We start from the raw sequence: 24888 nt of genomic DNA on the forward strand, positions 1-24888 counted from the left end.
AAAATCCGCTATTTGTTACTCAAAGTGTCTGAGGCTGAATCCGTATAAACCCCTGCACACACACAGTCCATGTGACGGAGTGCACAAATCCGTCACCAGCCACTCCCTAGAATGTTTGCCCCACCCCCCAAGGCACTCATGACACAGGGCTCCATCCGGATTCGCGGCGCGCGCCAGCACAACCTCCAGAACCTCGACCTCGACATCCGCACTGGCGAGATGACCGTGGTCACCGGGCCGAGCGGCTCGGGCAAGTCGAGCCTCGTGTTCGACACCCTCTACGCCGAAGGCCAGCGGCGCTATGTAGAAACCTTTTCCGCCTATGCGCGCCAGTTCCTGGACCGCATGGACAAGCCGGCCGTCGACAAGGTGGAGGGCGTGCCGCCCGCCATTGCCATCGACCAGACCAACCCGGTGCGCTCGTCGCGCTCCACGGTCGGCACGATGACGGAGCTCAACGACCACCTGAAGCTGCTCTATGCGCGCGCAGCGCAGCTGTTCGACCGCGAAACGGCGTTGCCTGTGCGCCACGATTCGCCCGACAGCATCTATGCGCAGATTGCCGAGCGGGCGGCCGCGGCGGGCGACCCGCGCCTTGTGGTCACCTTTCCGGTCGAACTGCCCGCAGGCACCACGGCAGACGAAGTCACGCAGTGGCTGTCGGCCAGCGGCTTTACGCGCGTGCAGGCGGAGCGCGAGGTGGCAACGCCCACGGGGCCGCGCAAGATGCTCGACGTGGTGGCCGACCGCTTCCGCATTTCCAGCGCCGAGCGGTCGCGCGTGGTCGAAGCCATCGAAGTGGCGCTCAAGCGCGGCAGCGGGCGCGTTACGGTGCATGCCACGGGCGCTGAAGAAAACGCGCCCACCGATGTGTGGAAGTTCTCGACCGGCCTGCACTGCCCCGAAAGCGACATCCGCTACACCGACCCGATTCCGTCGATGTTCTCGTTCAACTCGGCCGTGGGCGCCTGCGACACCTGCCGCGGCTTCGGCCGGGTAATCGGCGTCGACCTGGGCCTGGTGATTCCGAACGACAAGCTCACGCTGCGCGCCGGCGCGATCAAGACCATCCAGACCCCGGCGTGGAAAGAAGCGCAGGACGACCTCATGCGCCACGCCGAGGCGGCCGGAATTCCGCGCGACACGCCCTGGAACAAGCTCACCGACGAGCAGAAGCACTGGGTGATCGAAGGCACGCCCAACTACAAAGAGGGCAACTGGAACAAGCAGTGGTACGGCGTGCGCCGCTTCTTCGGCTACCTGGAGAGCAAGGCCTACAAGATGCACATTCGCGTGCTCTTGTCGAAGTACCGCAGCTACACGCCGTGCCCGGTATGCAGCGGCGCGCGCCTCAAGCTAGACAGTCTGCTGTGGCGCATCGGCAGCAAGGAAGACGCCGATGCCGTGCTGGAGCCCGCCAAGCGCTTCATGCCGACCGGCGCCAAGTGGACGCGCGCGCAGCTCGAGGCGCTGCCGGGGCTGTGCCTGCACGACCTGATGCTGTTGCCCATCGAGCGGCTGCGCAAGTTTTTCGACCGCATGGGTTTGGCTCCCTCCCCCGCCGGGGGAGGGCTGGGGTGGGGGCACGCGGCCTCTGCAAAAGCTGTGGCGGTGGTGGAGGCCGGGAGCCCCCATCCCCACCTTCCCACAGCGGGGGAAGGAGCCAGACAGGGCGAAGCCCAGGCCCTCAAGCTCCTCCATGAAGAAATCACCACGCGCCTGCGCTACCTGCACGACGTGGGCATCGGCTACCTCACACTCGACCGGCAGAGCCGCACGCTTTCGGGCGGCGAGGTGCAGCGCATCAATCTCACCACCGCGCTGGGTACCTCTCTGGTCAACACGCTCTTCGTGCTCGACGAGCCCAGCATCGGCTTGCATCCGCGCGACATGAACCGCATTACCGAAGCCATGCTGCGCCTGCGCGATGCAGGCAACACGCTGGTGGTGGTCGAGCACGACCCGGCCGTGATGCTTGCGGCCGACCGCGTGATCGACATGGGCCCCGGCCCCGGCGTACGCGGCGGGCAGATCGTGTTCGACGGCAGCACCGACCAGCTGCGCGATGCCGACACGCTCACGGGCCAATACCTGGGCGGACGCAAGAAGATCGGCATGGGCTTCAAGCGGCTCGTGAGCGAGAACACGCACCGCCTCATTCTTGAAGGCGCGCGCGAACACAACCTGCAGAACGTGACGGTCGAGTTTCCGCTTGCGCGCCTGGTGTGCGTAACCGGCGTCAGCGGCTCGGGCAAGTCGACGCTGATCCAGGACGTGCTGGCGCCCGCGCTCATGCGCCACTTTGGCAAGGCCACCGAAACGCCCGGCGCGCACGACCGCCTGCTCGGTGCCGATCACCTGGGCGACGTGGTCTTCGTCGACCAGTCGCCCATCGGCAAGACCGCGCGCTCCAATCCCGCGAGCTATGTGGGCGCATGGGACGCGATTCGCGAGATCTTCGCCACCGCTGCGCTTTCGCGCCAGCGCGGCTACACCGCGAGCAAGTTCAGCTTCAACTCGGGCGACGGGCGCTGCCCGACCTGCGGCGGCTCGGGCTTCGAGCACGTCGAGATGCAGTTCTTGTCGGACGTGTACCTGCGTTGCCCCGATTGCGACGGCAAGCGCTACCGGCCGGAAATCCTCGAAGTGAAGGTCGAGCGCAAGGGCAAGAGCTACAACGTGGCCGACGTGCTCGAGCTCACCGTAGCCGAAGCGGCTGCCGTGTTCGAGGCCGACCGCGACGTGCTGCGCGTGCTGCAGCCCATTTCCGACGTGGGGCTCGACTACGTGAAGCTCGGCCAGCCGGTGCCCACCCTGAGCGGCGGCGAGGCACAGCGCCTCAAGCTCGCGGGCTTTCTTGCGGAAGCTGCAAAGAACGGCACGGCCAGCAAGCAGTCGGTCGCGCGCAAGGGCACGTTGTTTCTGTTCGACGAGCCGACCACCGGCCTGCACTTCGACGACATTGCGCGCCTGATGCGCGCGCTGCGCAAGCTGCTCGACGCGGGGCATTCGCTGATCGTGATCGAACACAACCTCGACGTGATCCGCGCGAGCGACTGGTGCATCGACCTTGGCCCTGAAGGCGGAGAGGGCGGCGGCCGGGTGGTGGCCGAGGGCACGCCGGAGCAGCTGCGCGAGAACCGCGCCTCGCTTACCGGCGCGGCGCTGGCCGACTACGAACTGGCCATCGGTCCCGAGGCCTACAAGGTGGCCGAGCGCGCAGCGCGGCGCTATGTGGCCAACGCCAAGACGGCGCCGGGCGGCAAGGCGATCGAGATCGTCAACGCGCGCGAACACAACCTGAAGAACCTCAGCGTCAATATTCCGCGCGGCAAGTTCAGCGTGGTGACGGGCGTCAGCGGTTCGGGCAAGTCGACGCTGGCCTTCGACATCCTGTTCAACGAAGGGCAGCGGCGGTACCTTGAATCGCTCAACGCCTATGCGCGCAGCATCGTGCAGCCCGCGGGCCGGCCCGAAGTGGATGCGGTGTATGGCATTCCGCCCACGGTGGCCATCGAGCAGCGCCTGTCGCGCGGCGGCCGCAAGAGCACGGTGGGCACCACCACCGAGGTGTGGCACTTTTTGCGCCTGCTGTACGTGAAGCTGGGCATCCAGCATTGCACGCACGACGGCGCGGCCGTGCAGCCGCAGACGCCTGACAGCATTGCGGCGCAGCTGATGCGCAACTTCAAGGGCCAGCACATCGGCCTGCTGGCGCCGCTGGTGAGCAACCGCAAGGGCGTATACACCGAGTTGGCCGACTGGGCGCGGCCGCGCGGCTTTACGCACCTGCGTGTGGACGGGGAGTTTCTTCCGACCACGGGCTTTCCGCGCATCGACCGCTTCAAGGAACACAGCATCGAACTGCCGGTGGCCAGCCTGGACGTGCTGCCGTCGAAGGAGACCGAACTGCGCGAGGCGCTGACCAAGGCGCTGGAGCATGGCAAGGGCGTGGTGCATGTGCTGAGCGAACTCGACGGCCTGAAGGCCGCGATGATGGCCGGCGTGTCTGCCTCGGGCATCGGCCGCGTGAACGTGTTTTCCACGCTGCGTGCGTGCCCGGTCTGCAGCACCAGCTATGCCGAGCTCGACCCGCGCCTGTTCAGCTACAACAGCAAGCACGGCTGGTGTCCCGATTGCGTGGGCACGGGCGTCAAGCTCAGCAAGGACCAGCGCAAGGTCTTCGACGATTCGATTCGCGACGACGACAACAAGGGCCGCGAGCAGACTTTTGCGGAGCCCGAGGTGGAAGACCTGGCCGATGTGGCGTGCCCCACGTGCGAAGGCACGCGGCTCAATGCCACGGCGCGGGCGGTGAGCTTTGGCGCATCGCTGGCGGACGGCATGGGCGGCATCGGCATTACCGAACTCGCGCGCATGAGCGTGACCGAAGTGCGGCAGTGGTTCGAAGGGCTGGCATTGACCGGGCGCGAAGCCGAGATCGCGCGCGACCTTGTGCCCGAGATCAAGAGCCGGCTCGAGTTTCTCGAAGAGGTGGGCCTGGGCTACCTCACGCTCGACCGCGGCGCTCCCACGCTGAGCGGCGGCGAGGCCCAGCGCATCCGGTTGGCGGCGCAGCTTGGCAGCAACCTGCAGGGCGTGTGCTACGTGCTCGACGAGCCGACCATCGGCCTGCATGCACGCGACAACCAGATCCTGCTCGACGCACTGCACAAGCTCGGCGACAAGGGCAACACGCTGGTGGTGGTGGAGCATGACGAAGACACGATCCGCCGCGCCGACCACATCATCGACATCGGCCCCAGCGCGGGCAAGCGGGGCGGCCGCCTCGTTGCGGAAGGATCGGTCACCGACATCCAGGCGGCAGGCGATTCGCAAACCGGCCGCTACCTGCGCGACGCCATCAAGCATCCGTTGCAGGCGCGCCGGCTCATTCCCTCGCCCGACCCCAAGGCGGAAGACAGCGGCAACTGGCTCACGGTCCACGGCGCCGACCTGCACAACCTGCAGGACGTGACCGCCACGCTGCCGCTGCACCGCCTGGTGGTGGTTACCGGCGTGAGCGGCTCGGGCAAGTCGACGCTGGCGCGCGACGTGTTGCTGGCCAGCGTGCAGGCGGTGGTGGTGCAGCGCATGACCAAGGCCGGCCGCGACGCCGATGCCGCAGGCAAGCGCCCGGCATGGTCCGGCTGCGATCGCGTGGAGGGCTACGAAACCATCGATCGCGTGCTCGAGGTCGACCAGACGCCCATCGGCAAGACGCCGCGCAGCTGCCCGGCCACCTACATCGGCTTCTGGGACACCATCCGCAAGCTGTTTGCCGACACGCTCGAAGCCAAGGCGCGCGGCTATGGCCCGGCGCGCTTCAGCTTCAACACCGGCGAAGGCCGCTGCCCCGGCTGCGAAGGCGCGGGCGTGCGCACCATCGAGATGAGCTTTCTGCCCGACGTGAAGGTGCCATGCGAGGTGTGCCATGGCGCACGCTTCAACCCCGAGACGCTGGCCGTGAGCTGGCGCGGCAAGAGCATTGGCGACGTGCTGCAGATGGAAGTGGACGAGGCGGTGGAGTTTTTTGCCGCCATGCCCAACATCAGCCATCCGCTGCAGTTGCTGAAAGACGTCGGCCTGGGCTACCTCACGCTGGGGCAGCCTTCGCCCACGCTCTCGGGCGGCGAGGCGCAGCGCATCAAGTTGGTGACCGAGCTCAGCAAGGTGCGCGACGACATTACGCGCCGCGGCCAGAAGGCGCCGCACACGCTGTACGTGCTCGACGAGCCGACCGTCGGCCTGCACATGGCCGACGTGGAAAAGCTGATCCACGTGCTGCACCGGCTGGTGAACGGCGGCCACAGCGTGGTGGTGATCGAGCACGACCTCGACCTGATTGCCGAAGCCGACTGGATCATCGACCTGGGGCCGGAAGGCGGCAATGCCGGCGGGCGCATCGTTGCCGCGGCGCCGCCCGAAGAGGTGGTTCGACTGGGTACCCATACGGGCGTGGCGCTGGCGCCGGTGCTGACGAGATAGGGCAACACTGCGGGCCGGCAAGCGCCGGCCCGCGGGGGCTCGCAAAGCGCCGTGAGCGGGCGCACAATGGCTTCGATCCTTGGCGCAGGCGCATCCTGAATCAGCCATGGGGAATCGAGTCGAGTGACAGGATGAAGCGCCGTGCCGGGGCTACGCAAGGAGCCATGTCATGACCCGCTTCATCGATGTTCACAGCCTGGTTCGCCTGGTGGATGAAACCGGCGTTCCGCAATTCCTCACGGCGCTGGCCGACGCGCTACGCGACGACTTCCTGCGCTGGCGCGAGTTCGACAAGAAAGCGCGCGTGGCGAGCCATTCGCACCTTGGCGTGATCGAGTTGATGCCCGTGGCCGACGACGGTGCCTACGCCTTCAAGTACGTCAACGGCCATCCGCATAACACGCAGGTCGGCCTGCCCACCGTCATGGCTTTTGGCGTGCTGGCCGAGGTCGACACCGGCTATCCGGTTCTGTTGTCCGAACTCACGCTCACCACCGCGCTGCGCACCGCCGCCACATCGGCCATGGCGGCGCAGGCCCTCGCGCGGCCGGGTTCGCGCAGCATGGCGCTCATCGGCAACGGCTCGCAAAGCGAGTTTCAGGCGCTGGCTTTTCATGCGTTGCTGGGTATCGAGGAAGTGCGCGTGTTCGACATCGATGCGCGGGCGACCGACAAGCTGGTGCGCCACTTGGTCGCGTGCACGCCGCTGGATGTGGTGCGCGCCCGCTCGGTGGCCGACGCCGTGCGCGGTGCGGACATCGTCACCACCATCACAGCTTTTCAGGGGAAGGCCGCCGTTCTCACGCCCGACATGATCGCGCCTGGCATGCACATCAATGCCGTGGGCGGCGATTCGCCCGGCAAGACCGAGCTGCACCCCGATGTGCTGCGCCTGGCGCGCGTGTTCGTCGAGTATGAAGCCCAGACCCGCGTGGAGGGCGAGATCCAGCAGTTGCCCGCCGATTTTCCCGTGCACGAACTCTGGAAGGTGCTCGTCGGCGACGTGCCGGGCCGCGAGACCGCCGACCAGGTCACGGTGTTCGATTCGGTCGGCTTCGCGCTCGAGGACTACACCGCGTTGCGCTACATCCACCAGCTGGCTGTGGAGCGAGGCGTGGGCCAGCAGATTGCACTGGTGCCTGAGCTCGATGACCCGAAGGATCTGTTCGGCCTGACCGCATCGGGACGGCGCCGTGCGGTGCTGCGGCGTGCGGCATGATCGAGGCATGCTCACCATCTACAACGACCAGCACGCGCTTCACCAAGGCAAAGTCGAGATGTTCCGCGGCGAGCTGGTGCCGTGCTTCGAGGTGCCCGACCGCGTCGACCACGTGAAGCGTGAACTGGAGCGCCGAAGGCTCGGCCCGCTTCAGGTGCCCGACGGTTTCGATGAAGCCCTGCTGGCCAAGGTGCATTCGCCGCGCTACCTGGACTTCATTGCACATGCCTGGGAGGAGTGGGTTGCGCTGGATGCGGCCAACGCCTCTCGCGATGCGCTGCCTTCATACTGGCCCACGCGCGGCATGCGCACCGATGTGCTGCCCGGGAGCTTTCCGGCCCGCCTGGGCCTGTTCTCGTTCGATGCGGGCACACCGCTTACTGCCGGCAGCTGGACCGCCGCGCGGCACGGTGCCGCCTGCGCATGGACGGCGGCGCAGCGCGTCATTGGCGGCCGGCGCGCCGCCTTTGCGCTCACGCGGCCGCCGGGCCACCATGCGGGTGCCGACTTTTTTGGCGGCTATTGCTTCGTCAACAATGCCGCCGTTGCCGCGGAGGCGCTGCGCAGCGCCGGTGTGGAGCGCGTTGCGGTACTCGACGTGGACTACCACCACGGCAACGGAACGCAGGCCATCTTCTACGAACGCAGCGACGTGCACTTTGCAAGCATTCATGGCGATCCGCTCACCGACTATCCGTATTACCTCGGCCATGCCGACGAGCGCGGCGCGGGCAAAGGGGACGGCTTCAACCACAACCTGCCGCTCGCGCGCGGCGCCGGCTTTGCCGCATGGCGCGCAGCACTGCAATCCGCGCTCGACGGCATTGCGAAAGTGAAAGCTGGTGCCCTGGTGGTGTCGCTCGGCGTCGACACCTTCGAGGGCGATCCGATCTCCGGCTTCAAGCTGAAAAGCGAAGACTACTTGCGCATGGGAGAAGACCTTGCACGCGCGGGGCTGCCCACGGTGTTCGTGTTCGAGGGCGGCTACGCGGTCGCGGAAGTGGGCATCAACACGGCGAACGTGCTCGAAGGTTTCGGCCAGCGGGCCGGCTGAGGAACCTCGGCGACAGCAGTCGGGTGAGCCCCGATTGCCCGGCACGGCGGAGCAGGGCCCAATCCGCGGTTCATTCAGTATCAGGAGTCCTCCGTCATGTTCCGCCGTTCCCTTCTTTGTGCCGCCACGCTTGCCGCGTGCGGTCTTGCTTTTCCGTTGGCGGCGCTTGCCCAGGCTTTTCCCAGCAAGCCGATCAAGCTGGTCATCGCGTTTCCCGCGGGCGGCCCGACCGACATCACCATGCGCCAGCTTGCCGACAACGCAAGCAAGATCCTCGGCCAGCCCGTCATCGTCGACAACAAGCCCGGCGCCGGCGGCACGCTGCCCGCCCAGGCGCTGCAAACCTCGCAGCCCGACGGCTACACGGTCGCGCAGATTCCGCTTGGCGTGTTCCGCCTGGGCTATACCACCAAGATCAACTGGGACCCGCTCAAGGACATCAGCTACGTCATCAACGTGACGGGCTACGCCTTCGGCATCGTGGTGCCGGCCAGCAGCCCCTTCAAGACCTGGGCCGACTTTGTCGCCTATGCCAAGGCCAACCCCGGCAAGCTCACCTATGGCTCCACCGGCAACTTGACGAGCCCGCACCTCACGACCGAAATCATTGCGCAGAAGGCCGGCATCGAACTGCAGCACGTGCCCTACAAGGGTAGCGCCGACCTGATGCTCGCCGTGGTCAGCGGCCAGCTGATGGCCGCTGCCGACAGCACCGGCTTTGCGCCGCAAGTCGAGGCCGGCAAGCTGCGCGTGCTGAATACCTGGGGCGAAAAGCGCCTGGCCAAGTTCCCCGATGCGCCGACGCTGAAGGAGCTGGGCTACGACGTGGTGCAGAACTCGCCGTTCGGTATTGGCGCACCCAAGGGGACCCCGCCCGAAGTAGTGAAGAAGCTGCACGACGCGTTCAAGCAGGCCATGGAAGAGCCAAGCTATGTGGCGTCGCTCGGCCGCTACGACATGCTGCCTAACTACATGAGCTCGGCCACTTACACCAAGTTTGCGCAGGACACCGTGGTGAAGGAAAAGGCCGTTATCGAGAAGCTGGGCCTGGCGAAGGAACAGCCGAAGACGAACTGATCGCAAACAACTCGCCCACCAGCCGCTGGGCGAGCTCGGGCTTTACCGGCTCGGCGCCGAACACCAGCCGGAAGACGATCGGCGCGATCAGATGATCGATCACCTGCTGCGTCTCGGGCGTGTGCTCGCCCCGGGCGTGCGCCTGCTCGACCAGCGTGCCCGCCTCCTTGCGGCGGTTGCGCAGACAGTCGGTGTCTGCGCCGTCGTTGGCCAAAGCGGCCGCGGCTTTCAACAAGGACTTGCTGCAGGGCTGCGCCAGATGGGTGATGAGTTCCTGCGCCCAGGCCACCAGGTCTTGCCGCAGCGAACCCGTGTTGGGCAGGGGCCGGTTCGGGTCGAGCCGATGGGTTGCGGTCTCGGCCAGGAGGCCTGAAAGGTCGCCCCACCGCCGATAGATGCTCGAGGCGCTGACGCCCGCGCGTTCGGCCACGGCCGGCACGGTTACCCGCTCGCGGCCTTGCTCGGCCACCAGTTCTTCAAGGGCGGTGCGCACCAGTGCCTGCACTTGCGCGCTGCGGCCGCCGGGACGCTTGCTGGGAAGGACGACATCATTCATGACACGACTTTAACGCAAAGATATTTGCTTTAGGGAATATACAGGTCTAGAATCGCAAAAGCTAAAAAAGTTGCGTTAAGGATTTGCCATGTCGTCCTCCTGCCCTGAACTCGCGGTTGCCACAGCCGCCACCGCAGCCCGGTCCAAGCCCTGGCGCCTTCCGACGTCCGTCAGCTTTGCGCTGCTGGGTGCGGTGCTCTTTGCGTTCTTCTTTGCCGCGGCCGCGCCGTCGCCGCTGTTCGTGGTGTTCCAGCACGCCTGGGGGTTTTCGGCGTCGATGCTCACAGTGGCTTTTGCGGTCTATGCAATTGCGCTCCTGATCTCGCTGCTGGTGGCGGGATCGCTGTCGGACCACATCGGGCGCCGGCCGGTGGTGCTGGGGGCGCTGGTGCTGCAGGCGGTGGCCATGGGGCTCTTCCTGCTGGCGCATGACATCGCCGGGCTGATTGCCGCGCGCATCGTGCAGGGCGTGGCCACGGGCGTGGCAAGCGGCGCGCTGAGCGCGGCGGTGGTCGAGGCGGCGCCGGCGTCGCGCAAGCGGCTGGGGGCGCTGATCACGAGTGTCTCGCCGCTCGCCGGGCTCGCGGTGGGCGCCCTGCTGACGGGCATGGCGGTGAAGTTCACAGGTGTGCCGGTGGCGCTGGTCTTTGGCGTGCTGGCCGCGGTATTTGCGCTGGGAGCCGCCACGGTGCTGTGGCTGCCCGAAACCGTGACGCCGCGCGCCGGTGCGCTGGCCTCGCTGGTGCCGCGTGTGTCGATTCCCGTGCGGGCGCGGCGCGAGTTTGCGCGCGGCCTGCCGGTGTTGGTCGTGGTGTGGGCGCTGGGCGGGCTGCAACTGTCGCTCGCGCCTTCGCTGATGCATTACGTGTTCGGCATCGACAACGGCGTGGTCAATGGCCTCACGATTGCGGTGCTCTCGGGCTTTGGCGCGGTCGCGCCAACGCTGCTGGGCCGCCTGGGTGCGCCTCGTTCAGTCGTCTTTGGCACCGTCAGCATCGCGGTCGGGTTGGTGCTGCTGCTGGCTTCGCTGGCCACGCGGTCGCTCACGCTCTTCTTCGTCGGCACGGCAGTCGCGGGAATCGGCTTCGGCGGCGCGTTCTCGGCGCTGATTCAAATTCTGGCCCCGCTTGCAGATGCCCACGAGCGCGGCGAGCTGTTTGCGGCCATCTTCGTGGTCTCTTACCTTGCGTTCAGCCTGCCCGCAATGCTCGCGGGCTTTCTGGTGGCACCGCTGGGGCTTCTGCGCGTGGCGGAAGGCTATGCAGCGGTGCTGCTGCTTATCGCGGCCTTCGGTGTCTGGCGCCAATGGGCAGCGCTGCGGGGCGCGTCGGAACCGGACGCGCCGCTCACCGAATAGCACGCGCCGAGAGCACGGCGCGCGCCGCCTCGGCAAAGCCCGCGCCGCGCTCGCCCTCGGTCACGTAGCGCGGCAAGTGCTCCAACTGCGGCACAAAGCGTGCAACGTTGGCCACGCCGATGCTGCTTGCAAAGGTGCGGAACATCAGCTGGTCGTTGGTGGAGTCGCCTACGTAGGCCCAGCGGTCGAGCTCGTCGTCGAGCGTGCGGCCCCAGAGCTCGCGCACGATCCAGCGCGCGCCTTCCAGCTTGTCGTTGTCACCGTACCAGCCATTGATGTGGATGCTGCTCACCGTGGCGTGCATGCCCTCGCTGCGCATCAGTGCAACCACGTGCGCAATGGTCTCGTCGCTCAACTGCACGAACTCGCTGTGGTCGATTGCAATGTCGGTCTCGCGGCCCGGTGAATCGGTGGCGCGCCGGGCACCCGGAATCTCGCGCTCGATGCGTGCCAGCACGGCCTGCATGCGCTCGAAGTTGGCAGCGCGCGTGGGGGCGTCTTGCTGGTAGCGCTTTTCGATCTTGCCCCCGGCGGCGGGCAGCAATGCCACCGCGCCGTTCTCGGCCACGATCGCGTCGACCGGCCAGGTGTTGACGAAGGGCAGGCTCCAGCCCACCGGCCGGCCGGTGATCGCCACGACGGAAAGCCCCGCCGCCTTGAGGTCGCCGAGCGCCTGCAGTGCGTCTGCCGTGATCGCGCCTTCGCTGGTGAGCGTGTCGTCGATGTCGGTAAACACGCCGACGAGCGCATTGCGCGTGGGCGCTGCCCAGTGATCCAGGGGCAGCAGATGGGTGGGCGAGGGAGGCAGGGGCGGCGAAGATGGAGACATGGCGGGCTAACGCTTGGTATCGCTTGGAGAGCCCACGATCGTACCGGCGCTTTCGTGTAGCATCCCGCCCCCGCCGGGCTTTCCGTACCGCTGCGCCGACGCCATGCCCCACATCCTTGTCGACAACCTTCGCAAGACCTACCGCATCTCCGAGAGGGATCCCGGTGTGCTGGGTGCTTTGCGCGGCCTGGTGCAGCGCCGGCACCGCACCGTCGAGGCGTTGTCGGGCGTGTCGTTCTCGCTCGAGCGTGGCGAGCTGCTTGGCTTCATCGGGCCCAACGGCGCGGGCAAGTCGACCACCATCAAGATTCTTGCCGGCATCCTGCGGCCCGACGGCGGGCGTGTGCAGGTCGACGGACGCGACCCCTTCGCAAACCGTGAGCGGCACGTGGCGCGCATCGGCGTGGTCTTCGGCCAGCGCACGCAGCTGTGGTGGGACCTGCCGGTGGGCGACGGCTTCGACCTGCTGCGCGACATCTATCGCGTCGACCCGCAGCGCTACAGGCGCACGCGAGACGAATTGGTCGCGCTGCTCAACCTGGAACGCGTGCTCGGCCAGCCAGTGCGCCAACTGTCGCTGGGCCAGCGCATGCGCGCGGAAATTGCGGCGGCGCTGCTGCACGAGCCCGACATCCTGTTTCTCGATGAGCCGACCATCGGACTCGATGCGCCCTCGAAGCTGGCGGTGCGCGACTTCGTCCGGCGCGCCAATCGCGAACGCGGCACCACAGTGCTGCTGACCACGCATGACATGCATGACATCGAGGCGCTGGCCGAGCGCGTGATCGTCATAGGCCACGGCCGCGTGCTGGCCGACAGCCCGGTCGAGGCGCTGCGTGCCCAGGTGATGGCGGAGCGCCGGCTGGTGGTCGACTTTGCGCAAGATTCGGAACTGCCTACGCAGGTGCCTGGCGCCAAGGTGCATTCGCGCGATGGCCACACGCTGGTGCTCGACTTCGACCCTGCGGTAACCTCGGCGCCGGCGCTCATTGGACGCATTGCGGCCGCCCATGCGGTGGAAGACATTCGCCTGGAGGGCATGGCCATCGAGGCTGTGATCGCGCGTTTCTACGCAATGCATGGAGCGGCGGAAGCGTGAGCCCGAGCGACCTGCTACGCCCCTACGCCGCGGCCTTTGTGTCGCGCTTCATGCAGATGCTGCAGTACCGCACCGCTGCGCTCGCCGGCTTTGCAACGCAGTGCTGGTGGGGTGGAATCAAGGTGATGGTGTTCGCGGCGTTCTATGGCGGCAGCGCCATGGCGGGCGCGGCACCGTCGATGTCGCTCGCACAGGCCATCACCTACACCTGGCTCGCGCAAGGCCTGCTGGTGCTGCTGCCATGGCTCGGAGACCCCGAGGTGGCGCAGGCCGTGCGCACCGGTGCGGTGGCCTACGACCGGCTGCGCCCTGTGGACGCGTATGCCCTGTGGTTTGCGCGCAGTGCGGGCTGGATTGCGGCGCGCCTGCTGCCGCGCGTGGCGCTGATGGCAGTCTTTGCCGGCGGTGTGCTGCCGCTGGTCGGGCTGGGCGAGTGGGCCTGGCAACTGCCACCCAGCGCGATGGCCGGCATGGCGTTTCTCGTGTCGGTGGGGCTTGCGCTGTTGCTGTCGACTGCGATGGTGATGCTGCTCAACGTGGCGGCCACCGCGGCGCTCAACGAACGCGGCATCAGCGCGGTCGCAACACCCGTGGTCATCGTGTTCTCGGGCAACCTGCTGCCGTTGGCGCTGCTGCCGGATGCCTGGCAAACGGGGCTGTTGGTGCAGCCGCTGGCGGGGCTGTTCGACATTCCGGCCCGGCTGTACTTCGGGCAGCTGAGCGGCTGGCACGGGCTGGCAGGCTTGGCGCTGCAGTGCTTCTGGATCGTTGTGCTGGTGGCGTTCGGGCGCTTGACGATGGGCCGCACCATGCGCAGTTTGCAGGTGCAGGGTGGCTAGGGCCACGATGGGCGCGCTCCCGCTTTTCTTTCGCCTCATGGCCGCTTCGATCAGCGGGCAGGCGCGATACCCTGCCTCCGCGCTGTTGCTGACCGTGGGCCAGTTTCTCGGCACGGGCATCGAGGTGATTGCGGTCTGGGCGCTGTTTCATCGCTTCGGCGAGGTGCAGGGCTGGAGCATCGGCGAGGTGGCGTTGTTCTACGGGCTGGTCAACTGCATGTTCGCGATTGCCGACGCACTGGGGCGCGGCTTCGATGTGCTTGGCACCGAGTTCCTGCGGACGGGCACCTTCGACCGGTTGCTGCTCCGTCCGCGCCCGCTTGCGCTGCAACTCATGGGACATGACGTGCGCATCAGCCGCCTCGGCCGTCTGCTGCAGGGCCTCGTCGTGCTGGTGTTCGCTACTGTCCAGGCAGGCATTGCGTGGACGCCGGGCACCGTGGCGCTCGCGCTGTTCGCGCTGTCCGGCGGCATCGCGCTCTTTCTGGGCATTCTGGTGCTGCAGGGTACGCTGTCGTTCTGGACTGTCGAAAGCCTGGAGATCGCAAACGTGCTCACCTACGGCGGCGTGCAGGCCGCCCAGTATCCGCTGGCGCTTTATGCGCAGTGGTTCCGCCGCGTGCTGACTTTTATCGTGCCGCTCGCCTGCGTGGCGTACTACCCGGCGCTTGCGATTCTTGGCAGGCCCGACCCGCTGGGTGCGCCGGCGTGGGTGGGCATGGTGTCGCCGCTTGCGGGCTTTGTGTTTCTGGCGGCGGCCTTTGGCGCCTGGCGTATCGGGTTGCGCCACTACACCTCTACCGGCAGCTAGCCGGCGCGCACCCTGGCCCGTGTTTCGACCCGTGCTTCAGCCCGCGCTCTGAAGCGCCAGGCCCGCGTGCTCCCGCAGCGGATGGAAGTGAATCTTGGGAAAACGCTCCTGCGCCAGCCGCACGTCGTAAGGCGATGTGCACAGGAAGGCCAGCGTATCGGCCGCGTCCTTCGCCATACGTTGCGGATAGGCGTTGACGAACTCCCGCAGCTCGGCGGGCGAGTCGGCCGTGATCCAGCGGGCGCCGGTGTATTGGCAGCCTTCGAGCCGCACGTCGGCGTCGTATTCGGCTTTCAGGCGGTGCTGCACCACTTCGAACTGCAGCTGGCCAACGGCACCCAGCAGCATCGGGCCGCCGATTTCGGGGCGGAACACCTGGATCGCACCTTCTTCGCCGAGCTGGGCCAAGCCCTGCTGCAGTTGCTTGGTGCGCAGCGGGTTCTTCAGGATCACGGTCATGAACAGCTCTGGCGCGAAGAAGGGCAGGCCGGTGAACTGCAGGCTCGCGCCGTCGGTGATGGTGTCTCCAAGCTGCACGCCACCGTGCGTGGTAAAGCCGACGATATCGCCCGCATAGGCCTCTTCGACTGCCTCGCGACGTTGGCTCATGAAGGTGACGACGCTGGTGGGGCGCAGTTCCTTTGCGGTGCGCTGCACCTTGAGCTTCATGCCCGGCGTGTACTTGCCCGAGGCCATGCGCACGAAGGCGATGCGGTCCCGGTGGTTGGCGTCCATGTTGGCCTGCACCTTGAAGACCACGCCTGCGAAGTCCTTGTCCTCGGGCTGGATTTCCTTCACCACCGGCTGCCGGTTGACCATGGTGGTGCTGGTACGCGACTGCGGCGGCGGCGCCAGGTCGACCAGCGCATCGAGCACTTCCATCACGCCGAAGTTGTTGACGCCGGAGCCGAAGAACACGGGCGTCTGCTTGCCGGCCAGAAAGGCTTCGCGGTCCCAGGTGGGCGAGGCGCCGGTTGCCAGTTCCATGCTGTCCATGGCGGATTCGAAATCGGCGCCGAAGCGCTTGGTGAGCGTGTCGCGTTCTGAAAGCGGAATGGTCTCGAAGTCTTGCGGCAGCCGCTCGCTGCCCGATTCGAACACCGTCATCGTCTGCGTGCGCAGATTCATGATCCCGCGGAAGCTCTTGCCCTGGCCCACCGGCCAGGTCATTGGCACGCACGGCATGCCAAGCTCGCGCTCCACCTCGTCGAGGATGTCGAGCGGCTCGCGCACTTCGCGGTCCATCTTGTTGACGAAGGTGATGATGGGCGTGTCGCGCTGGCGGCAAACCTCGATCAGCCGCCGCGTTTGCGCTTCCACGCCGTTGGCCGCATCGATCACCATCAGGGCCGAGTCGACTGCGGTGAGCACGCGGTAGGTGTCTTCGGAGAAGTCCTTGTGGCCGGGCGTGTCGAGCAGGTTGATCACGTGGTCGCGGTACAGCATCTGCATGACCGACGAGGCCACCGAAATGCCACGCTGCTTTTCGATTTCCATCCAGTCGGACGTGGCGTGGCGCGAGGCCTTGCGCGCCTTGACCGAGCCGGCGATCTGGATCGCGCCGGAGAAAAGCAGCAGCTTCTCGGTCAGCGTGGTCTTGCCGGCGTCAGGGTGGGAAATGATCGCAAAGGTGCGACGGCGGCGGGTTTCGGAGAGAAAGGGGGATGACACGGGAACTCCAGGGGAACCCGTAATTTTCGCAGATGTCCGTCCGTCCGTCCGTCCGCCCGCGCCGGACTTGTGTCGAGGCCCCGCTCAACGTCGACCGGAGCAGCGAACTCTGTGGATCGAGCAAGCGACCCGCAGACCGCTGGTGCTAGCCGGAGGTACGCGAATCAAAGACTCGTCCAACCGAAATATGCAGCTCCTTCATACGAGTACACCCGAAGATTTTGTTGAACGCTGTCGCGCTCGCCAGCGTTGATTGTGTAGAAATGGGTTTGGGTCTTCGTTTGAAAGAACCGGAACATCGGGGTGGATCCAGCGGCTTGCGAAGTACTGGCATACCACGCCACGCCCTCGTATTGGTACCCGGGGAGTGTGGCCAGGACTTGAGCACGCTCCTGATCGCTGATTGTGTAGAAGTGAGCGCCGGTGCGGGTGTTTAAGAACCGATGAACCGGGCTCGTGCCCGGTGCTGCGGCGGCGAACGCGAAAAAGGCGGGACCTTCGTAGCTGTACTCGCGTAGCTTGGTGATGACGAGGTCGCGTTCCGCAACACTAAGGGTATAAAAGTGCGTACCTGTTCTGGTATTGAAGAAGCGGTAGATGGGCGTGCGAACAGTGGTCGATGGAGCGTTGAGCCACTGTTGCAGCGCGGTGTTGAAAGGGAGATCGAAGCGTCCGTAAAAATCGTATCCGTTGGGCTGACTGCACGAAGACGCTCCCCCCAGCAGTTGCCCGACAAGATAGTCCTTGCCATTCAGTCTCCGGAACAGCCCTGAACCGCTGCTTCCGCCTTCGGTCACGCCTCGATTCCACCTGACGGCCAGAAACTTGGCTTCACTTCCCGTTGAAGAGCTGCAGCTCGAGCTGCCGCAGACTGCAGTTCCGAGGTAATCCCCTTCACTGTATTTCTGAAAGTCGCCTCTAGGGTGATGTACACCATAGACGCCCCGCATCCCCTCGAAGTAGCTGGGTCCAAAAGGACTTGATCCGGCAAACAGCGCACCGGCCGGTGGCTGCGAATTCAGTCGCATGAAGGAGGTGTCCGTCGCCGACTCCGAATAAAGCAAGGTCGCGCCGGAGCCGATTGAGGCAAGCGCCGGACTGACCTGTGTGCTATTGCAACTGGCAGACTTGTAGGACCACAGGGTGTAGAGGGTCGACGCAACCGTCTGGTTGGGGATGCAATGGTTGGCACTCAGGAAATATGGAGTGCCTGTCGACATGCGGTCATTCAGCAGCGTACCGGTGCACAGATAGTTGCCTCCGTCGCTTATGAAGTCCATCAAGGCGACAGACTTGCTGAGGGTGTCGTATTGGGACGCACAAGTAACATCAAGATTGCATGCCCCTGCTTCGCCGAGTTTCTGCAGCGAATCCAGTTTGGTAATGTCGACCGCCACATGCGACAACATGGGAACGGCCACTTTGACTGCATCGAGCACGGCGTTGGGCGGCACCTCGATCTCGACGGTGAGCGCTTCGCCTCCCATGTTGGGCGACCAATAGAGTCGCGCGTTGTCGCTGGAATCGCCTGCGTCGAGATTGCGCTGGATAGAAGCCAGGATTTCCTGCGCAGACACCTCGTACAGCTTTTTGCTCGTGTCGCCATAGAAGCGCACGATGGTGCCGAGAGGAAGGCTCTCGACACGCAGCCCGACGCGAACTCCCTTTGCGTCTGGTGAAGCGAATCGCAAGGCAGCCAGTTTTCCGTCCCGTTCCGACGGCGTCCAGTTCATCATGCCGGAAACCGACTGGGCACTTGCTGTTTCATCAATGGGGCGTGCAACACCGATCTTGGTAGGCGTGCCGAAGATCGCGGGTGCCGACTTCAGGGGAAGAGCGCTCTGTGCTGGGAGCGACGGCAGGATGACGTGCCGTGGAACAGGGACGGCGCCCACCGGGCGATCCTTGAACGGACTGACGTCGATTGCCGCGAGTTCTGGCGTCTGCACTCTCGAATCGATGAGCACGGGGGCGTCGCTGGTGGCAGGAGTCGGCGGCGCGTTCTGACCTGCCGTTTCGGCGCTCGCCCCTACGGCGAGCGGGGCGGATTCACCACCACCACTACCACTTGATCCTCCGCACGCGGTCAGCAGAGCTGACAAGATGACCGTGCTTAATCCTATCCCGAGACTTGCGCGCATACCCTGTTCCCTGAACGTTACGTCTTGACACGTTATTGTCCAGCAAGGCAATGTTTTTCTAGGATCTGCATCATGTCTATCGTGCGAAACATCACGAGATCGGTGGCTTTGCGCAACAGATTCACGCCTGTGCGAGCAAGCAGCTTCGGCTACTTAGGAGCTTAGTACCACTTGCTCCAAGCGAGATATTGGTTCTTTTTAGGGAATTACTTTCGCTTCAGCATCTTGGTCACTTCGTCCACATTGGCCTGAATGCGCTGGCGCACCAGTTCGAAGGCATCGGCCTGCGACTTGGCGGCCAGGTTGGCCAGTTCCTTGATGTCGTCGATGGCGCGCTGGAACGACTGGCGGCCGAGTTCGTCGAGCTTGGCCAGGTTGGCCTTCGGGTCTTTGCCGGGCATTTCCTTGGCAGCCGTCTGCCATTCGGTGATGGCGCTCTTGATCATCTCGGTCTGCCGCTGCACCACGGTTTGCAGGCCCTGGTAGGACTTTTCGTTGGCCTGCATCAGCGCCTGCAGATCCTTCTGGCCGCTTTCAAGCAGCTTGCTCGCGCCACCGGTCAGGTTGAGTTCCTGAAGGCGATCGGTCATGGCCTTGAGATTCTTCAGCGGATTGAGCATGTCGGCGGCATCAGGGCCGGCCGCCCTGGTGCTGCCGTTGCCGTTGTTGCTGGTGCTGCTAGCCGCGGTCTTCGTTGCGGCTGCTTTCTTGGCTGTGGCCATGGTGCGGTATCTCCTGTGTCGGATGAACGGGTGAATATGGCAAGGACTGGCCGGGCGGCAAAGTCCCTCGCCACGATACGCCGCACGGGAACGGCCGCAATGCCCACGGCAAAAATTCGCCTTCGGGATTTCCCTTGGGCTGCTACATCGGAGGCGCAAAGCCGTTTCTCCCTGCGGTGACGCGCAGCGCCGTGGGCGTGCCGTTCTTTTCTTGTGCATTGACCAGCACCTTGGCGCCCGGCACCAGCAGTGACTCGGTGCCCGGGCGGAAGGTTACGACCGGCACATCGGGCGGTACGACGACAGTCTTTTCTCCACCGTTGTAAGTCAGCCGAAGCTGCTGCCCGCCGCGCACCGATCTGGGCGCTGCGGCCAGATCGGCCACGGTGGCGTTGGTCATGGTGCTCTGCGGCAGCAGGTCCCATGGACGATGCCCTTCACCGGTGCCGCGCGCGGCCTCGGGAAACACTACCACCTCGAGCGCTTTCTGCGAGCCGTCGGCCTGCGGCATGGCGGCAGTGCCGATGAAGCTCCCCCGCTTGATATCTGACAGCTTGATCGGATAGACCTCCGAAACGGCCATGCCGGCGGACCGAGCAAGGCTGACGACCTCGCCGCTGCGGTCTTGCACCACGAGGGTCGTCGCGTCGACCCGGACGATGGTGCCGCGGATGCGGACCGGATCGGAGGCTTGTGCCGATGCGACAGGTGGAAACAGGAGCACGGTCACGCAAAGGGCTGTGGCAGCGGCAACTTGGGTTCTCGAAGGAAGATGCGGCATGGCGGCTTTTCGAAAGCTGAGTGAGGGGCAGGTCAATGTACGCGGCATCGGGGAATCCTGCCGGCGCGAGACTTAGTCTGGAATGAGCGAAGGCCGCAAGCCGCTGGACGCGGCGTGCAGCCTTTGTGCCTGGCGGCCCGCGAGTCAGTCGATCAGGCCGATCTCAAGCGCACCAGCCGTGGCCGGGTTGCGCGAACCGACCATCGCGAAGAGCTTGGCGCTTTGGCTCGCGAAGTGCAGCGAGGAGCCGCCGAACGAGGCCGTGCGCATGTTGAGTGGGCCGATTGTTCCCGTGGAGCTCAGGTTCGCATTGAGCGTTGCCGAAGTTCCGTCGGAAAACGCCTGGGTGCGCGTGTAGCTGGATGCGTTGATGGAACTGCCGCCCCAGCTGCCATTGCTCGCCCCGCCGAGCGCCGTGACGCTGGGCCATGTCGCGCGCTCTGGCAGGCCGATGCGGAAAACCGAGGTGGTGGGCGTCGCGGGCGAAACACCGGCTGAGAGATAGACGTTCTCGTCTCCGATCCGTGCGATTCCGAAGTTGCCGCTGTCCGATGGGTTGGACACGTTCACGATGTGCCAGGTGTCCACGGTCGGGCCTGCCGAGACGGTATAGGTGCGCACCGAGGCCGCGGGACAGTTGTCGATACGGTAGATCCCGCTGTCATTGCACAGGTAGAGCGTAGTGCCGCCATTGGTGACCTGGATCTGCGTGATCGACGAATCGCGCGTAGTCGCCGTCAGATTGATGCCTAGCCGGTTGTAGATGCCGTCCAGGCCGGCCTGTGCCTTCACCAGCGTGCGAGACGCCACGAACGGCTTGATGCCGTAGCTCACCGGCGTGACTTGTGCGAGCGCGAACGGAAAGGAGCCGACCACGGTATCTGTGGCCAAGCGGAAGCGCGCCGTATTGACCGGGCTGGTGACCCGGGCGCTGTCGAAGACGAATGTGCCGGGTTCGGCCGCGTCCTCGGCGAAGCTGCCCGATGCGACGGTGCCGGCCTCGTCGGTCATCTCATAGCGCTTGCTGTCGAGGTTGAGGGCGAGCGTCTGGCGCGATCCGTTGGCGGCGTACACCTTGTAGCGGCCGTTGCGTGCGTCCGGTGCCGCGCCACTGTCGATCAGATTTAGCTGGATGTAGCCCTGCGTATTGGGGTTGCGCGCACCGACGAGCACCGAGAGCAGGCCGTTCTGCATCGCGAAGTACTTGCTCGTGCCGTTGCTGTTGACGCCCCGGATGCCTTCGGGCTGCAGCGGGAACGTGCCGCCCACCGGCATTGTCAAGGTGCCGTAGGTGCCGTCGATGTTGGTGGCCGCTCGGACCGAGTTAGCGGTGTCGATCAGGTTGCTGCCCCAGCTGCCCGTGGTCGATGCGCCGACGCCGCGGGTGGCGGGCCAGTTCGACGAATCGGACAGGCCGATGCGCAAGAACTGAACAGCCGGGGTGGCATTAATGCCGGCGGCCAGATAGACGTTCTGCCCACCGACGCGCGCCATGCGGAAGTTCGCAACATCACTGCCATTGGACACGTTCGTTGCAACCCAAGTGTTGTCGGCGCCGGCCGTGACGGCGTAGGTGCGCTTGGATGTCGCAGGGCAAAGGTCTATCTTGTAGATGATGCTGTCATTGCAAATATCGAGCGTCGTGCCGCCGCCTGACAGGCGTATGGCAAGAATTGAAGAGTCCTGCACGCTGCCGGGGCTGCGCGTGATACTGAAGCGGTTGTAGGTGCCATCCAGTTGCGCCGCAGTAGTCACGAAATCGCGTGCGGCAACGAAGGGTTGTGCCGCATACGAGACCGGGTCCGAGTAAGCCACCTGAAACGGGAATGCGCCGATTACGGCGTCGGTCATGATCCTGAAGCGCGACGTGTTGGCCGGGGAGGTGATCCGGCTGCTCGCGAACACGTATGTACCGGGTTCGGTGAAGTCTTCTGAGAAGCTGCCAGACTCAGCTTGGCCGAGATGGTCCGTCATGGTGTAGCTGGCCGCCTCGAAATCGAGCGCCAATTGTTGCTGTGTGCCGTTAGCGGCGTAGACGCGATAGATGCCGTTGCGCAAGTCGGCATCGCTCTGGGCCTTGGTCGCTGCAGTGCCGGGCTTGGCATTGCCTGCCGTGGCCGATAGCCCGCCTCCACCCGAACTTGAACCGCCTCCCCCTCCACAAGCTGCCAGCAACAAGGCTAGCCCCCAGCCCACAAGATGTCCTGTGATCCTCATGTTTGTCCTTTTGTTTTCAGTTGGCTTCGGCAGCAAACCGAGTGGCTCCTGAACCGAACCCACGAGAATCGTAACGGGATGTTTTGGCGATCGCGAGGCGATAAACAGACGCCAAAAGACCGAGATTGGCCTCTCCTTTTCGCCCCGTCTACAATCCCCCGTTCCGAGGAGCGTTGCAGCGCCATCAGGCGTGAGGCTCGGACTACATCGCAACCACGCTCACCCGCTGTTCTCGCGGTGAGTCTTTCCCCGAACGCAGTGGCACCTTTCAAACTAGCTTTGTTGGAGTTCTCATGAGCGCTGTTCTCAAGCCCACCCCCGTTTCTTCCGCCGACCAGGCGATTGCCGACCTGTCGCTGGCTGCATGGGGCCGCAAGGAAATCCGCATCGCGGAAACCGAAATGCCTGGCCTGATGGCCATCCGTGAAGAGTTCTCGAAGGCGCAGCCGCTGAAGGGCGCGCGCATCACGGGCTCGCTGCACATGACGATCCAGACCGCCGTGCTGATCGAGACGCTGCAAGCGCTTGGCGCCACCGTTCGCTGGGCCTCGTGCAACATCTTCTCGACGCAGGACCACGCCGCCGCCGCGATTGCCGCAGCGGGTACACCGGTGTTCGCGATCAAGGGCGAGTCGCTGAAGGACTATTGGGACTACACGCACGCCATCTTCGACTTCGGACCGAAGGGTTCGAAGGGCGAAGGCCCGAACATGATCCTGGACGACGGCGGCGACGCCACGCTGCTGATGCACCTGGGCCAGCGCGCTGAAAAAGACCTGGGCGTGCTCGCCAACCCGACCAGCGAGGAAGAACGCATCCTCTACGCGGCGATCAAAGCCAAGCTGGCTGTCGATTCGACCTGGTACACGCGCAAGTCGGCCGAGATCATCGGCGTGACCGAAGAAACGACGACCGGCGTGCACCGCCTGAACGAGATGAGCGCCAAGGGCACGCTGCTGTTCCGCGCCATCAACGTGAACGACTCGGTCACCAAGAGCAAGTTCGACAACCTGTACGGCTGCCGCGAATCGCTGGTGGACGGCATCAAGCGCGCCACCGACGTGATGATTGCCGGCAAGGTGGCTTGCGTGGCCGGCTACGGCGACGTGGGCAAGGGCTCTGCCCAGGCGCTGCGCGCGCTGAGCGCCCAAGTGTGGGTGACTGAGATCGACCCCATCAACGCCCTGCAGGCTGCGATGGAAGGCTACAAGGTCGTCACCATGGAATACGCCGCCGACAAGGCCGACATCTTCGTGACCACCACCGGCAACAAGGACGTGATCCGCCACGAACACATGGCTGCAATGAAGGACCAGGCGATCGTCTGCAACATCGGCCATTTCGACAACGAAATCGACGTTGCCTCGATCGAGAAGTACGAGTGGGAAGAGATCAAGCCGCAGGTCGACCACATCACCTTCCCGGACGGCAAGAAGATCATCCTGCTGGCGAAGGGCCGCCTCGTGAACCTGGGCTGCGGCACGGGCCACCCGAGCTTCGTGATGTCGTCGTCGTTCGCGAACCAGACCATTGCCCAGATCGAGCTCTTCACCAAGCCCGATGCATACCAGGCCGGCAAGGTCTACGTGCTGCCCAAGCACCTGGACGAGAAGGTTGCACGCCTGCACCTGAAGAAGGTCGGCGCCATGCTCACCGAACTGACGGACGAACAGGCTGCCTACATCGGCGTGAACAAGGCGGGTCCGTACAAGGCGGACACGTACCGGTACTGAATGCGCGCTGATCAATTGCTGGTGGAACGCGGCTTTGCCGCGTCGCGCTCGCAGGCCGTCCGGCTAATTGCCGGCGGCATGCGCTGGCGCGACGCAGGCACGGGCGACGCGTGGCGCTCCGTCGTGAAGAACCGCGACGAAGTGCCCGAGTCGGCCGAGGTCGAACTCGACGATGCGGCGGAGGCCCGCTACGTGTCGCGCGGTGGGCTCAAGCTCGAAGGTGCGCTGGCCACTAGCGGCCTGGACCCCTCGGGCAAGCTTTGCCTCGACGTCGGCCAGTCCACCGGCGGTTTTACCGATTGCCTGCTGCAACGCGGAGCCGCAAAGGTGGTGGGCGTAGACGTCGGTCATGGGCAGCTGCATGCGCGGCTGCGCGAGGACGAGCGCGTTGTCGCCATCGAGGGCGTCAATGCGCGCGCGTTGTCGGCGGACGACTTGCAGGAAGAAGGCGAGGAGCCATTCGAATCGCGTTTCGACCTGATCGTCGGCGATTTGTCGTTCATTTCGCAGACGCTGGTGCTGCCGGCGCTGGTGCCATTCTTGGCCGATGACGGCCACCTGCTGATGCTGGTCAAGCCGCAGTTCGAACTGCAGCCGGGCCAGGTGGGCAAGGGCGGTATCGTGCGCGACGGGTCGATGTATGCCGTGGTCGAAAAGCGCCTGCGCGACGCCTGCGAAGCGCTCGAGCTTCGCGTGCTGCAGTGGTTCGACAGCCCCATCGCGGGCGGAGACGGCAACCGCGAGTTTTTCATTCATGCCGTGCGCGCTGTTCAAGCGGACGGCTCTTAAGGAGA

At 65.2% G+C, this 24888-nt stretch carries 17 protein-coding genes and 1 riboswitch; of the genes, 10 read left to right on the top strand and 7 right to left on the bottom strand.

Annotation, left to right across the window (positions count from 1 at the left end; translation table 11 throughout):
• The first annotated feature begins 138 nt into the window (after positions 1–138).
• The 4 genes from uvrA to J2X67_RS05465 all read left to right on the top strand — a co-directional run bounded on the left by uvrA (position 139) and on the right by J2X67_RS05465 (position 9338).
• Complete coding sequence (gene uvrA, locus J2X67_RS05450; protein ID WP_309951809.1) at positions 139–5988, top strand: excinuclease ABC subunit UvrA; 5850 nt, start codon at positions 139–141, stop codon at positions 5986–5988.
• Positions 5989–6157: 169 nt separating this feature from the next.
• Positions 6158–7207, top strand: a complete 1050-nt coding sequence (locus J2X67_RS05455) for an ornithine cyclodeaminase (RefSeq protein WP_309951226.1) — start codon at positions 6158–6160, stop codon at positions 7205–7207.
• Positions 7208–7214: 7 nt separating this feature from the next.
• Positions 7215–8261 (top strand): histone deacetylase family protein, encoded by a 1047-nt coding sequence (locus tag J2X67_RS05460; protein WP_309951227.1) that lies wholly within the window; start codon positions 7215–7217, stop codon positions 8259–8261.
• 96 nt (positions 8262–8357) lie between these two features.
• On the top strand, positions 8358–9338 hold the full coding sequence (locus tag J2X67_RS05465; RefSeq protein WP_309951228.1) for a tripartite tricarboxylate transporter substrate binding protein: 981 nt from the start codon (positions 8358–8360) through the stop codon (positions 9336–9338).
• On the opposite strand, the gene J2X67_RS05470 is transcribed toward J2X67_RS05465, so the two are convergent.
• Positions 9292–9894 (bottom strand): TetR/AcrR family transcriptional regulator, encoded by a 603-nt coding sequence (locus J2X67_RS05470; protein ID WP_309951229.1) that lies wholly within the window; start codon positions 9892–9894, stop codon positions 9292–9294. The two genes, J2X67_RS05465 and J2X67_RS05470, sit on opposite strands and share 47 nt — an antisense overlap.
• Before the next feature lie 88 nt (positions 9895–9982).
• On the opposite strand from J2X67_RS05470, the gene J2X67_RS05475 reads away from it, so the two are divergent.
• Positions 9983–11251 carry an MFS transporter gene (locus J2X67_RS05475; RefSeq protein WP_309951231.1) on the top strand — a complete coding sequence of 423 codons (1269 nt, stop codon included), beginning with the start codon at positions 9983–9985 and terminating at the stop codon, positions 11249–11251.
• On the opposite strand, the gene J2X67_RS05480 is transcribed toward J2X67_RS05475, so the two are convergent.
• Entirely contained in the window at positions 11241–12080 is an 840-nt protein-coding gene (locus J2X67_RS05480; RefSeq protein WP_309951233.1) for an HAD-IIB family hydrolase, read from the bottom strand. The two genes, J2X67_RS05475 and J2X67_RS05480, sit on opposite strands and share 11 nt — an antisense overlap.
• A 103-nt stretch (positions 12081–12183) precedes the next feature.
• Between J2X67_RS05480 and J2X67_RS05485 the strand changes: the two genes are divergently transcribed.
• From J2X67_RS05485 to J2X67_RS05495, 3 genes are read left to right on the top strand one after another with little or no spacing between them, the layout of a single operon-like run.
• A complete protein-coding gene (locus tag J2X67_RS05485) occupies positions 12184–13179 on the top strand; it encodes an ATP-binding cassette domain-containing protein (RefSeq protein ID WP_309951234.1) in 996 nt (331 codons plus the stop codon).
• A 50-nt stretch (positions 13180–13229) separates the two neighbouring features.
• On the top strand, positions 13230–14018 hold the full coding sequence (locus J2X67_RS05490) for an ABC transporter permease (RefSeq protein WP_409050469.1): 789 nt from the start codon (positions 13230–13232) through the stop codon (positions 14016–14018).
• Positions 14019–14025: 7 nt separating this feature from the next.
• Positions 14026–14829 (top strand): ABC-2 family transporter protein, encoded by an 804-nt coding sequence (locus J2X67_RS05495; protein WP_309951238.1) that lies wholly within the window; start codon positions 14026–14028, stop codon positions 14827–14829.
• Positions 14830–14865: 36 nt separating this feature from the next.
• Here J2X67_RS05495 and J2X67_RS05500 read toward each other — a convergent pair whose 3' ends face one another.
• The 5 genes from J2X67_RS05500 to J2X67_RS05520 all read right to left on the bottom strand — a co-directional run bounded on the left by J2X67_RS05500 (position 14866) and on the right by J2X67_RS05520 (position 22202).
• On the bottom strand, positions 14866–16500 hold the full coding sequence (locus J2X67_RS05500; protein ID WP_309951239.1) for a peptide chain release factor 3: 1635 nt from the start codon (positions 16498–16500) through the stop codon (positions 14866–14868).
• 164 nt (positions 16501–16664) lie between these two features.
• Positions 16665–18602, bottom strand: coding sequence for a serine protease (locus J2X67_RS05505; protein ID WP_309951241.1), 1938 nt, complete (start codon positions 18600–18602; stop codon positions 16665–16667).
• Positions 18603–18847: 245 nt separating this feature from the next.
• A complete protein-coding gene (phaP, locus tag J2X67_RS05510; protein WP_309951243.1) occupies positions 18848–19363 on the bottom strand; it encodes a TIGR01841 family phasin in 516 nt (171 codons plus the stop codon).
• 142 nt (positions 19364–19505) lie between these two features.
• Positions 19506–20144, bottom strand: coding sequence for a hypothetical protein (locus J2X67_RS05515; RefSeq protein WP_409050464.1), 639 nt, complete (start codon positions 20142–20144; stop codon positions 19506–19508).
• Between the two features lie 144 nt (positions 20145–20288).
• Positions 20289–22202 (bottom strand): hypothetical protein, encoded by a 1914-nt coding sequence (locus J2X67_RS05520; RefSeq protein ID WP_309951246.1) that lies wholly within the window; start codon positions 22200–22202, stop codon positions 20289–20291.
• A gap of 318 nt (positions 22203–22520) precedes the next feature.
• Positions 22521–22589, top strand: a riboswitch (S-adenosyl-L-homocysteine riboswitch).
• 65 nt (positions 22590–22654) lie between these two features.
• On the opposite strand from J2X67_RS05520, the gene ahcY reads away from it, so the two are divergent.
• Complete coding sequence (ahcY, locus tag J2X67_RS05525) at positions 22655–24094, top strand: adenosylhomocysteinase (RefSeq protein ID WP_258502454.1); 1440 nt, start codon at positions 22655–22657, stop codon at positions 24092–24094.
• Positions 24095–24883, top strand: coding sequence for a TlyA family RNA methyltransferase (locus J2X67_RS05530; protein WP_309951247.1), 789 nt, complete (start codon positions 24095–24097; stop codon positions 24881–24883).
• Positions 24884–24888 lie beyond the last annotated feature (5 nt).

The organism is Variovorax sp. 3319, assembly GCF_031456585.1.
Classification (GTDB): Bacteria; Pseudomonadota; Gammaproteobacteria; order Burkholderiales; family Burkholderiaceae_C; genus Variovorax; species Variovorax paradoxus_P.